This window comes from Rahnella woolbedingensis, assembly GCF_003602095.1.
GTDB lineage: Bacteria > Pseudomonadota > Gammaproteobacteria > Enterobacterales > Enterobacteriaceae > Rahnella > Rahnella woolbedingensis.
Genome location: NZ_RAHH01000003.1, coordinates 26,237 through 39,087 on the forward strand (window position 1 = coordinate 26,237; position 12,851 = coordinate 39,087).

The window sequence follows — 12,851 nt, forward strand, 5'->3', positions numbered from 1 at the left end:
ACACGCAAGCTTTTAAAAAAACAAAAAAATCGGCGTAATTAAGTGGTGTCGGTAATGAAAAAAAAGAGAGCAATACGGCAAATCGCCGTTGTGTTGGGCACCTTGTGCCTGGCGGGGTTAACAGGGAATACGGGTGTGATGGCGGCGGAAAAACAGCCGGAATTTAACTGGCAGGCGGCACCCACGGAGGAAATGCGCGCCAGCCTGACGTTACGGGATGCCATTCTGCGGGCGTTCGCGCGTAACCCGCAAATAGCGGAAGCGGCGGCGCAAATCCGCGTCGGCGGCGGGAATCTGGACGCGGCGAAAAGTGCGTGGTATCCGCAGGTTTCATTACAAGGGTCAGCAGGGCAATCGCGGCAGACCTATTCATCAGGTGACCAGAGCAGCAACGGATCGGCGGGGATTCAGCTCAGCCAGCTGCTGTGGGACTTTGGTAAAACCAACGGCAGTATCGGTGAGCAGGAATACCTGTCGGATTCCTATCGCTTTTCGCTTTACAGCACCATGACCGATGTGGCGCTGAGCACCATGCAGGCGTACCTCTCGGTGAAACGCTTTCAGGCGTTAAGCGTGGCGGCGCAGGACAATATCGAATCGCTCACCCGCGTGAAAGATACGGCGAAGCTGCGCTCGGACGCCGGGCTGAGTTCTCAGTCTGACGTGTTGCAAGCGGAAACCCGCATTGCCGGTATGCGTGCCACAGTTGAACAATACCGCGCGCAGGAACGTTCCGCACAGGCGCAACTGACCGTGCTGACCGGCGTGGTTTCGAACAACTTGCCGGACTTGCCGGAAAGTCTCCTCAATCAGAAAGTCACTCTCGACAAAATCCCCTACGAAAACAGCACGCTGGTGCGCGCCGCACAGGCCAAGCAGCAGGCGGCGATTGAGCAGGTCAATCAGGCAGAAGCCCAGCACTGGCCGACGGTCAAAGTTCAGGCCGGTCGCACCCGTTATGACAACAACGGTACCACCGGTTCTTACTGGGATGACCAGCTCCAGCTGGCGGTAGACGCCCCGGTGTATCAGGGCGGCGCGGTCAGTGCCAAAGTCCGGGCGGCAGAAGGGCAACGGCAGGCGGCGCAGGCGGATGTCGAAAAAGCCAAGCTGGATATCAACCAGAAAGCCTCAACGGCCTACGCCGACATGATCGGCGGTCAGCAGCGGCAGATCGCGGGTGAAGAACAGTATTCCAGCGCCACACATACCCGCAGCGTGTATCAGGACGAATACAAACTCAGTAAACGCAGCCTGAACGATTTACTCAGTGTCGAACAGGACGTCTTTCAGGCGGACACGTCGCGCATCGGCGCGCTTTATGACGGCTGGGATGCCACCGTGCGGTACGCCGCGGCGGTGGACAATCTTGTCGATATGTTAGGTATCGACCGGCAGAAACAATCAGGTGACACCATCCCGGCGCTGTAAGGCGAAACAGGCCGTGGGAACCCAGAAGCATTCGATACCGAGGTTGAAATGAGCAACGAAACAACAACACCTTTGTCGATCGACGTCTGGATAAGCGCCATGGGGCGTGTGGCCGAAACATTCGGTAAGCCAGCAGACTCACTTTATCTTCGCCAGCAAATGCGCTGGTTTGAACATCAGCCGCTGCGTCGTCAGCTCGACCGTCTGAGCGGGCTGATGGGGTTACAGATTGGCATGGTCAGCTGGAATCAGGTGCGCTGGCGTCAGGAAATTTTGCCCGCGGTGATAACCCTGGCACAGGGCGGCATTGCGGTGCTTGAACAGTTACACGATGACGGCAAGGTGGATTACTGGCTGAGCGACGGCGGTGACTTGGTGCGTTCGGCGGAGCTGGTCACGTTACTTGAGCAAAGTACCGGACCGGTCTTTCTGGTCGGCGTAGCGGCGCGCGGACGCGATGAGCGTATTGATCAGTTCGTTCAGCCGCATAAAAAACACTGGTTCTGGGAAAACTTTCGCGGCAGCGGGCGGAAAATCGCAGAAATCTCACTGGCGTCGATTCTCGGTAACGTGCTGGCGCTGGCCGGGATTTTATTCTCGATGCAGGTTTACGACCGCGTTATTCCGGCACAATCTTTCCCGACTTTATGGGTGCTGTTCTTCGGCGTGGTGCTGGCGGCAGGCATGGAATATGTCATCCGCCTGATGCGCACGCTGGTATCAGATCTCATGGGGAAGAAAATCGACCTCAAAGTGTCTTCGCTGTTTTTTGTGCGGGCGATGAACATCAAAAATGACGACCGGCCAAAATCTACCGGTTCCTTTATCTCTCAGCTGCGCGAAATCGATCAGGTGCGCGAACTGCTGACGTCTACCACCGTCAGCGCCGCCGCCGATATGCCGTTCGTCCTGCTGTTCCTCGGCATTATGTTTTTCATCGGCGGCCCGCTGGTGATCATCCCGCTGCTGGCCATCCCGCTGATTGTTATTCCCGGCATACTGATCCAGTGGCCGATGGCCAAACTGGCGAAAGAGGGGATGCGTGAAAGTGCGCTGCGAAACGCGGTGCTGGTGGAAACCATCGAAGGCATCGAAGACATCAAAGCCTTGCAGGCCGAAGCCTATTTTCAGCGTCAGTGGGAACAGACGCACGAAGTCAGCGCGGCGGTCGGCATGAAACAACGCCTGTGGGGCGCACGCCTGACCGGCTGGGCATCCACCGTCCAGCAACTGACTTATGGCGGGATGCTGGTGTTCGGGGTGTATCTGGTGCTGAGCGGCGATATCACCACCGGTACGCTGGTGGCCAGCAGTATGTTGTCGTCGCGCACCATTGCGCCGCTGATGCAGCTGACGATGGTATTTTCCCGCTGGCAGCACGCCAAAAGCGCCATGCACGGGCTGGATGAATTACTGAAAAAACCTATCGACCGGCCTGCGGATGCACAGCTGTCACATTGTCCGTCGCTCAGCGGCCATTTCAACGTGCGCAATCTGCAATACACCTACGATAAAGAGAATTCGCCGAATGTGCTGGGGATCGGCCAGCTGGAAATTAAGCCCGGTGAACGGGTGGCGATCCTCGGCAAAGTCGGCGCCGGGAAATCCACGCTGCTGAAATTGCTTTCCGGTCAGGCCAGTCCGTCGCAGGGAAAAATCCTGATCGACGGCGTGGATATGACCAAAGTTGAACCGGCCGATATCCGCCGTCAGCTGGGGTATCTGTCGCAGGATTCACGGCTGTTTTTCGGCACGCTGCGCCAGAACCTGATGCTCGGTTATCCGCATGCGTCTGACCAGGAAATGCTACAGGCGCTGCGCATCAGCGGCGCGCTGAGTATGGTGCAGGCCGATGCGTCGAGTCTGGATAAAATCATTAATGAAGGCGGGCGCGGACTTTCCGGCGGGCAGCGCCAGATGGTGATGCTGAGCCGCATGATCCTGCGCAATCCGCAGGTGGTGCTGATGGACGAACCGACGGCGTCGATGGATGAACAACTGGAGGAATATGTGATCCGCCAGCTTCACGCCTGGCTGGTCGGACGCACGCTGATTGTGGTCACGCACCGCCCGGCGCTGCTCAAACTGGTAGACCGGATTGTGGTGATGGACAACGGACGGGTGGTAGCTGACGGACCGCGGGATCAGATCCTTGCGAAAGCGGCCAGCAATACGCCCGCTCCGGCTGCGGCCGTGGTGGCGGACAACAAACAAGGCGCAGCCTGAGCTGCTAAGGACATCGCATGGCACATCTCACTTTGCATGATGAACTGGAAGCCGAAGGCCGCAAAGTATCGTGGATCATCTGGGTTTCGCTGGCCTGTCTGCTGATTTTCTTCGTCTGGGCGCGGTTTGCCCAGCTCGATGAAGTTACTGTCGGAACCGGCAAAGTCACGCCATCGAGTAAAGCGCAGCAGATCGACTCGCTCGACGGCGGCGTTATTTTAAAACTGATGGTGCAGGAAGGCTCGGTGGTCAATCGCGGTCAGTTACTCGCGCAGCTTGACCCGACGCGTTCGCAGTCCAATTACGGTGAAGCCGCTTCCAGAGTGCGCACATTGCGGGCATCGTCTGAACGGCTGAGTGCCGAACTGACCGGCGCTCCGCTGAAATTCAGTCCGGAAACCATGAAATCCCCTGAACTGGTGGCGCGTGAACGTCAGCTGTATTTATCGCGTAAACAGAACCGCGACGAAACCGTCAGCAACCTGCAGCAGTCGCTCAAACTGGTGAATGATGAAATCAACATGACCCAGCCGCTGGTGGCGAAGGGCGCGGCGGGGCAGGTGGAAGTGATCCGGCTGAAACGTCAGGCCAGCGAACTTCGCGGAAAAATCGACGATGCCATCAACCAGTACGCCGTGCGCGCCCGTGAAGAGCAGGTGAAGAACAACGCCGATCTGGACGCCGAATTACAGGTGATGGCGGGGAAAGAGGATCAGGTAACGCGTTCTGAACTCTATTCGCCGGTGCACGGTATTGTAAAAGATATTCAGGTATCGACCGTCGGCGGCGTGTTACAGCCAGGCGGCAAACTGATGGAAATCGTGCCGATTGAAGATCAGCTGCTGATTGAAACCCGCATCAATCCGCGTGATATCGCCTATATCCGTCCGGGATTACCGGCAACGGTTAAAATCTCGGCCTACGACTCGTCTATTTATGGTGATCTTGAAGGCAAAGTCGAAGGCGTTTCGCCGGATACCTTGCAGGATGAGGTGAAGCGCGATCAGTATTATTACCGCGTGTACGTGCGCACCGATAAAGCCTTCCTGACCAACAAAGCCGGACGCCAGTTCCCGATAGTACCGGGGATGGTGGCGAACGTGGACATTAAAACCGGCCAGAAAAGCGTGCTGGATTATCTGATCAAGCCGCTGAATAAGGTTAAGGAATCGTTGAGGGAGAGATAGCAGGAGGCCGCTGCTTGTGCGGCTTTTAGGTCAACTTCAACTTCAAGGTCGTGGGCGTCGGCCCACACCGACTTGGGGGGCGGCCAATCGCCGCCACCCCCCAAGACCCCCCGGGCTCTTTCACTGCGCGCTATCGCGGGCACGACGGACATGTTCCGGCACATGGGTGAGTGGCGCAAATCCAGGTGCTTCGCACTACCTTCTCTCAGTCTTCGAGCCTTTGGTCTCGAAGCCGCTCCGTTCAGCTGAATTTTGAGCACGCCATTGTGCTTTCTAAAGCAGATGTGTTTTTTTTTTAATTTAAGATCGTGCGGGCGGTTCAGAAAACTTGCTGAATGAGAGGTTGCAGACCTGAGGCTGCAATCCCGAAATGAAGGCACCGCGAAGCGGCAAGATTTCCAGCCTGTCGGTGAGATACCTGAAACATGGCCAGCGAGCAGAGCGCGCAGTTTAAGAGCCCGGGATTCTCAAGGGGTGCGGCGATAGGCGCCCCTTGAGGCCAGCTTGGGTGGCAACCCAAGGTGTTGAACTTGGCCTGAGGCCAGCTTGGATGCCAACCCCAAGATCTCAGCCCGCTATTGCAGCGGCTCCTGCAAACGAAACTCCGCTACCGGATCTTCCACCTCTGCTTTCCGTTTGTCCTGCCATAGACTCATCCGTGCCCGCAGTGAGCCGCTGAGTTCTTCATGTACCTGCTTCGCGGCTTCGGAATCCGGATTCAGCTCGAGTACGAATTCCATATATTTATCTGCGGTATAACGGTTTTTCTTCACGCCGGTACCGGTCAGCCATGCCATGCCGAGGGTGTAAGCGGCTTCGGCGCGATCGGGGTGTTGTGCGTTATGCAGAATTTCCGGCAGCCAGACTTCAGCAGCCTGACGTTTTTCGGCATCTGAACCGTTGTCCAGCGCGCAACTTGCACGGAAATAGGCGGCGGATAAATGCCCGGCATCCATCGCCCGCTGATACCAGTGCATGGCTTGTTCATAATCGGGTTCACCGCCAAGCCCTTCACGCAGCGCATTGGCGCAGGTAAACATGGCGGGCACCATGCCCGAACGGGCGGCGCTCAGCACGCAGTCCATGGCATTACTGTCGTTGTGATACTGCTCCGGCACATCCTGATGCCAGCCATTGCGGTAGAAAAAGTACAGCTCATAGCAATGGATCGCGCTGCCGTGGCGGGCCATTTCAGTCATCAGAAAATGTGCCGCGTCCAGATCGTCATTGATCGCCATGTCGTGTGCCAGCGTGACCAGATCTTTTACCGGTTGCTCGTCGCCCGCTTGCAGAATAAGCGACCACGCATGTTCCATCAGTCCCGCACATAATTCAGGGCGCGCCGGTAGTCCGTACAGGCCTGATTGCAGAGCCGTCGCGGCGAAAGCCACCAGCACCGGATCGTTTGCCTGACTCAGACCGCGGGTCAGCAGCTGTGTCAGTACCGGTAAACCTTCCTGATGACCATTGGCCAGTACGGCGCGGGAGATAAACATCCGCGCGGCGTGGCCGGGCATCGCCTGCGGTGAGACAGCAAATAAATCGTTATATACGGCCAGGCCGGCCTGATCGTCGTCCTGCCAGTAGGCGATGCAGATCCCGGCCAGACTCAGCAGACGGATCCGCGTTTCCGGCGACAGAGGCTGTGCCAGTAATCCGGCTAAGCGTGATTGTAATTCCAGCGCCTGCGGCGATTCACTGTCGGCGATATCGCCGGAAAGCGCATCGCACAACGCATTAGCGCGGAACTGATTGCGCTCTTCTTCACTGAATTCTGCGCACAGCGGACTGTCGATAATCTGCATCTGTTGCGCGTCACTGCCGCCCCAGAAAGCGGAATGGAATAAAAGGTAGGATTCCATAGTGCCGACGTCCGCGTGGCGTACTGACATCGCCATGCGCAGCCAGTAATCCAACGCTTCTTCGTCGTTTTTGCGGGTTTGTTGTAGCGCCGCAGGGAGCACTTGCGGCCAGTGCGTAGCGGGCTCGAATCCCAGCGCGTGGATGTGCGCCACACCGGCCCGCCAGATTTCACTGCCCTGAATCGAAAACTTTTCATGCAAAGGTTTGGGAATTTCACCCGCAAACAATGCCTTCAGCCAGTAAGGCTCACCAAAACCGCCACTCAGGTTCATCATATGGCGCAGCGCGTGCGTCGGGCGCGGGTGCAGTTCAATGGCGCGCAAAAATGACAGCACCGCATAGTCACAGCATAACTGTGCGCCCAGCCACTGGTGGTCAGCGACTTCTTCACCTTCCTGTGGCTGGCGGATAATCCAGGCATTTTCATGCCAGACCATTCCCAGCAAAGCATGGGCGTGATAGCTCTGCGGGCATTGCTGCACCCAGTCACTGAGTATTTCCAGCGGATTGAGCGGAGGGGATTCTGTGCCGGTAAACAGCGTCGCCGGATGCATCAGCAGTCCGTAATCACTGTGGCCTTCGCCCTGATTCTGCCAGCCACGCATTTGTGACAACAGCCACTCGTCGAGTTTTAGAAAACGGCGGGTCGCCAGAAGCATTCTGGCTTTGGAAATGTTGTCGTGCTGGTCCTGTTGTGGCATGAGGTTCCCTGAACTGTTGAGTAAAAACGGTGTTTTGCGCGGCACCCGAAGTCTAACTTTGTTCCCCTGCGCGATCAGCGGGATTGGTCTGACTTTGGCTATAGTAACGGATCCGAACCGTCACTGACTAACAAAGCCGTACATAATAAAGATTAATAATCATCCTAAAATTTCTTATTAATTGAACAGATTAGATATCAACTATTAAGAAAATCGGAATTTGAAAGATGGAGAAAGTATGAGGTAATTAAGGAGAAATACAGTTTAGTAGCGAAATTTAATTAGTGATCAATGTCACATCTGATAATTATCTCTTTGGAAAACAAAAAAAAACCGACCACAAAGGGTCGGCTGTTGTTTCCACAAAACGGGGAATGAGGGTAATAAATAACAAATAATGATGATAGCGAGAAAGAGTATATATTATCGTTGAATAGATGCTTTATCACTTAGTGCGGTAACTAATTTAGTTAATATCATGTTTTTAAAGGTTTTTTATTTAATTTAGCTTTGCGTGCTTTATTTTAACAAACAATCGCAGGTCTAAATTTACCCAATTTTAATAAATTGTTACACCTTTAAATACTTCGGAAATATATTAACTAATTTCGTATCATTTTCTTTCTGGATTAATAGTATTTATATCAAGAGAATGGAATTGCCATGTCGGGCCAACATTTATACAGATACCAACAAGCGTTAAGCAGATTTAAATCAGTAAAAACGTGTACTTTACATTCAGTGGCACGGCCCGACACCTATCGAGGACAGAAAAATGAAACTCCGTGTTCTTTCACTCATGATCCCTGCATTAGTGGTCGCAGGATCAGCAAGTGCGGCAGAAGTTTATAATAAAGATGGTAATAAACTCGACCTGTACGGTCTGGTTGATGGTTTGCACTATTTTTCAAATAATGCCGGCAGCGATGGTGATCAGAGCTACATCCGTCTGGGCTTCAAAGGCGAAACTCAGATAACCGACCAGCTGACCGGTTACGGCCAGTGGGAATATCAGGTTCAGGCTAATCAGGCTGAAAGCTCTGATGACGGCGACCGTGCATTTACCCGTTACGGTTTCGCAGGTCTGAAATTTGGTGATATGGGTTCCTTCGACTACGGTCGTAACAACGGCGTAATGTATGACGTTGCCGCCTGGACCGACATGCAGCCAGAGTTCGATGGTTCAACCTACGGTGCTGACCAGTTCCTGTATCAGCGTACCAATGGCGTTGCAACGTATCGTAACGAAAACTTCTTCGGTCTGGTCGACGGTCTGCATTTCGCTCTGCAATATCAGGGCAAAAATGACAGCGGCGGCGGTGAACCGGGTACACGCGATGTGCTGACTCAGAATGGCGACGGTTACGGTATGTCCCTGAGCTACGATATTGGCGCGGGCGTCAGCGTGGCAGGTGCGTTCTTTAACTCAGACCGTACTGATGAGCAAAATAGCGCACCGGGCATCATGGGCGACGGTAAAAAAGCCGAAGGTTACACCGGCGGTCTGAAATATGACGCCAACAACGTTTATGTGGCTGCCATGTTTACTCAGGCTTACAACGCTTCCCGCTTCGGTTCTACCGATTCAGAAGCTTACGGTTATGCTAACCAGTCACAGGCATTCGAAGCTTACGCAAGCTATCAGTTCGACTTCGGTCTGCGTCCGTTCGTGGCATATAACCAAACTCGCGGTAAAGATTTAGGCACTGACCGTCTGGGCAACAACTACCAGGATCAGGATCTGGTGAAATTTGTCGACCTGGGTGCGACTTACTACTTCAACAAAAACATGTCGGCCTATGTTGACTACAAAATCAACCTGATCGACAGCAGCACCTTCACCGATAACGCCGGTATCAACACCGATGACGTTACCGCTGTAGGTCTGGTGTATCAGTTCTAAGCGTGCCTTTCTCAGACACAGAATAGCGTTTAGATTTGAGTCATAAAGAACAAGCAGTAAAAGAACGCGGTCTCTGATGGCCGCGTTTTTTATGGGCACAATTTGAGGTGAGAACCCCGCAAAACGCCGCTATTGTGTTGGGGTGCATTTCTTCCACAGCCGAGGTCATTATGTCCGTTAAACCACCGTTACCGCCTTTTACCCGCGAAAGTGCTATCGAAAAAGTCCGCCTGGCCGAAGATGCCTGGAACAGCCGCGACCCGCAGCGTGTCAGTCAGGTCTATTCTGCTGATACCCTGTGGCGTAACCGCAGTGAATTTGTTCACGGTCAGGAAGCTGTCGTGGCTTTTCTGCAGCGCAAATGGGCTAAAGAGCTGGATTATCGTCTGATTAAAGAGATTTGGGCATTTGATGGCGCGCGGATTGCTGTGCGTTTTGCCTACGAATGGCATGACGATTCAGGTAACTGGTTCCGCAGTTTTGGCAATGAAAACTGGGAATTTAACGAACAGGGGCAGATGTTTGCACGCCATGCCTGTATTAACGATTTACCGATTCAGGAAAGTGAGCGGAAATTCCATTGGCCTCTCGGACGCAGGCCGGACGATCATCCTGGCCTGAGCGAGTTTGGATTCTGACGGTTTCAGGCTGATTTTTGGTGGATCAGATGCAGCGGGGGAGAAACATCGAGTTCGATTTCCGGATTCTGGCGAAATTCATGCGGCGTGATATTGAAACGCTTGCGGAACATGTAGGTAAAGTGTGACTGCGAGCCGAAGCCGAAATCCATCGCGATGTCGAAAATCGGTGTATCACTGCTGCTCAGCTGATAAACAGCACTCGCCAGACGACGTTCCCTGATGTACTTCCCCAGAGAAATGCCTGTCGATTCTTTGAACAATTTTTGCATGTGCCAAAGCGAATAGCCTGAGTACTCAGCCAGTTCTTCAAGGTGGATGACACGACCAAGATGGCCTTCAATCCATTTGCTGAGTGCGCAGACGATAGCGATATGAATATCCTGAGCCATAACCAGTCTGTTTTAAGGTTGAATATCGCTATTATACACGACTTCGCCGTGATGGCGTGGCAGGTGTTGCTCTGAGGTGTATGACAACAGAAGTGACAAAAATGGCCCGCTGAAAAGGAGTGGACAAGCACTCTGACGGGCCACGATTTAGCGTAACAGCATCCAGTGGATGAGGCGGGCGATACCATCGTCCACCAGAACGATCCCGACAAGGATAAGAACAATGATGATGTAAAAGTTCTTACCGGTTGGCAAAGTGGCTCCTCCCTTCATCCCTGTTCAGGGCATAAAATTCGGTTACCACGGGCCACTGCCCCGCATATTTAGTGCAATAACACTCAGACAAACCGCAACGAATATCAGAAAAACGATAAGGAGCCGTTTCATTCTTTTTACAGAGCTTACGCTCTTCCTCCAGCGTGGATCTTTAGCCAACAGTGCAAGCGAACGTTAACCGCTTCTTGCTGGGAGATCCAGTCTGGAAGGACTTTTTATGGTGTTTGTTTAACTATTTATGCTATTCGTTTAATTATTAACACTGTTCGTTCAGCTTTTTACAAGAGCCGGTTAACCATCAGTAGCAGGGCGTCGCACCAGATCGGTTTTCTGACCGCCGTTAATGACGGTTGTCGGCGGTGTTTCAGGCACCAGCGCATCCGGAGCAATGTTCATATGGTTGAGGATTTCCCCCATGATTTGCCCGAAGATAGGCCCTGCAACGGAACCACCAAAGTGTTTACCGGCCTGCGGATTGTTGACCATCACCACCAGCGCCACGCGCGGGTTACTGGCCGGTGCCACACCGGCGGTATAGTTGATGTAACCGCCATCGTATTTGCCGCTGGCACCCATTTTTTCCGCCGTACCGGTTTTAATCGCCAGACGATAACCCGGCACCGCCGCACTGAGGCCTGAGCCTCCCGGCAGGGCGTCACTTTCCATCATATGAATCACGGTTCTGACCACGTCAGCCGACATCACACGAGTGCCTAACACCGGTGGCGTGACTTTGGTAATCGACAGTGGCCGGTAAATGCCTTCTGCACCAATCGTGGCGTATTCGCGGGCAATTTGCAGCGGTGTTACGCGCAGGCCATAACCGAATGAGAAGGTTGCACGTTCGATATCCGCCCAGCGGTCACGGTGCGCCGGGAAATAACCACTGCTCTCGCCGCCAATACCTAAATCTGTAGGTCTGCCCAGACCGAATGACTGATAAAGCTGAACCAGCACGTTCGCAGGCATCGCCAGTGCGATATGAGATACCGCGATGTCGCTCGATTTCTGCAAAATACCGGTGATGGTCAGTGCCGGCCAGTGGCCAACGTCGCGGATCAGGTGTCCGTTAACGGTGTACGGATGTGTATCGAGAACCGAATCAGGGCGGATCATATGGCGGTTCAGACCGGCCATCACCACCAGCGGTTTCACCGTCGAACCAGGCTCAAAGCTGTCGCTGATCGCCACATTTCGCATGTCTTTCGGAGGCACGCCCGCGTAATTATTCGGGTTGTAAGAAGGGTAGGAGGCCATCCCCAGAATTTCGCCGGTATTCACATCCACCAGAACGGCCGCACCGGACTCTGCCTGGTTAAGCGTCACGCCATCGCGCAGGCGGGAATACAGAACGTACTGCATAAAACTGTCGATGCTGAGATTAATCGTTGGCGGCTGTTGTGGCGCAACTTCTTTGAGGATACCGATGACATTGCCGTGGCGATCCTGACGGTATTCGCGCATCCCCGGCTTGCCCTGCAACAGCGCATTAAAGCCTTTTTCCAGTCCGGTCAGGCCTTCGTTATCAGTCCCGACCACACCGACCAGGTTCGCTGCGGCTTCACTCATCGGGTAATAGCGGCTGTCATCAAGCTGAGTGCTGATGCCACCAAGATGGAGCTGGCTGATATCGGCGGCAATGCCTTCTTCGATTTTACGGCCAAGATAAACAAAGCGGCGCTGCGGATCGCTGGTGATAGTTTGCTGTAACTGGGAAAGCGGCATATCCAGCGCAGAGGCCAGATATTGCCATTTCGGACTGTTCAGATCGCTGTGCAATTCAAGCACGCGGAACGGGTCGGCGATAATGTCTTTGGATGCCACACTGAGTGCCAGCGGGTGTCCGTTGCGGTCAACAATGGTACCGCGCCCGGCAGGGATCACGCTGGAACGCAGGGAGCGGGAATCGGCTTCTTTTTCCAGCATTGGCTGATTAAGAAGTTGCAGGTAGCCTACGCGGCCAAGCAGAAGTGCCAGACAAAAGACGATGCCGAGACAAATCAGCGCAAAGCGCTTGGTATAAAAATGCGGTTGGGCGCTGGATTTTTTTGAGCTCGGTGGCATGGCTGTTTCGCAAAGTCATTGACGCGTTTGAAGCGAAAAGCGACGGCTCCGGGGAACAATTTCACCGCATCAAATGATGCCGGTCAGTGCCCGATAAAAATACAGCTCATCGCTCTGAAAGATAATGAAATTCGTATACCTGCACATCTTATATTAAGCCATAGAGATGG

The 12,851-nt window shown here is 53.8% G+C and carries 8 protein-coding genes; 5 read left to right on the forward strand and 3 right to left on the reverse strand.

The window, feature by feature from the left end; all coding sequences use genetic code 11:
- The first annotated feature begins 54 nt into the window (after nt 1-54).
- From D6C13_RS02580 to D6C13_RS02590, 3 genes are read left to right on the forward strand one after another with little or no spacing between them, the layout of a single operon-like run.
- Nucleotides 55-1,431 (forward strand): TolC family outer membrane protein, encoded by a 1,377-nt coding sequence (locus tag D6C13_RS02580; protein WP_120131288.1) that lies wholly within the window; start codon nt 55-57, stop codon nt 1,429-1,431.
- 48 nt (nt 1,432-1,479) lie between these two features.
- Nucleotides 1,480-3,657 carry a type I secretion system permease/ATPase gene (locus tag D6C13_RS02585; protein WP_120131289.1) on the forward strand — a complete coding sequence of 726 codons (2,178 nt, stop codon included), beginning with the start codon at nt 1,480-1,482 and terminating at the stop codon, nt 3,655-3,657.
- A 17-nt stretch (nt 3,658-3,674) separates the two neighbouring features.
- A complete protein-coding gene (locus tag D6C13_RS02590; protein WP_120131290.1) occupies nt 3,675-4,844 on the forward strand; it encodes a beta-barrel domain-containing protein in 1,170 nt (389 codons plus the stop codon).
- A 575-nt stretch (nt 4,845-5,419) separates the two neighbouring features.
- On the opposite strand, the gene D6C13_RS02600 is transcribed toward D6C13_RS02590, so the two are convergent.
- On the reverse strand, nt 5,420-7,408 hold the full coding sequence (locus tag D6C13_RS02600) for a DUF4034 domain-containing protein (protein WP_120131292.1): 1,989 nt from the start codon (nt 7,406-7,408) through the stop codon (nt 5,420-5,422).
- Between the two features lie 775 nt (nt 7,409-8,183).
- Between D6C13_RS02600 and ompC the strand changes: the two genes are divergently transcribed.
- Together ompC and D6C13_RS02610 are read left to right on the forward strand one after the other, a co-directional pair.
- Nucleotides 8,184-9,311: a porin OmpC gene (ompC, locus tag D6C13_RS02605; RefSeq protein WP_120131293.1), complete on the forward strand. Its 1,128-nt coding sequence runs from the start codon at nt 8,184-8,186 to the stop codon at nt 9,309-9,311.
- A gap of 170 nt (nt 9,312-9,481) precedes the next feature.
- Nucleotides 9,482-9,949 carry a nuclear transport factor 2 family protein gene (locus tag D6C13_RS02610; protein ID WP_120131294.1) on the forward strand — a complete coding sequence of 156 codons (468 nt, stop codon included), beginning with the start codon at nt 9,482-9,484 and terminating at the stop codon, nt 9,947-9,949.
- A gap of 5 nt (nt 9,950-9,954) precedes the next feature.
- Here D6C13_RS02610 and D6C13_RS02615 read toward each other — a convergent pair whose 3' ends face one another.
- The gene (locus tag D6C13_RS02615; protein ID WP_112289967.1) at nt 9,955-10,341 is read right to left on the reverse strand and encodes a helix-turn-helix domain-containing protein; all 387 of its coding nucleotides are present in this window, start codon (nt 10,339-10,341) and stop codon (nt 9,955-9,957) included.
- Between the two features lie 567 nt (nt 10,342-10,908).
- Nucleotides 10,909-12,681, reverse strand: a complete 1,773-nt coding sequence (locus D6C13_RS02620) for a penicillin-binding transpeptidase domain-containing protein (protein ID WP_120131295.1) — start codon at nt 12,679-12,681, stop codon at nt 10,909-10,911.
- Between the last annotated feature and the right edge of the window lie 170 nt (nt 12,682-12,851).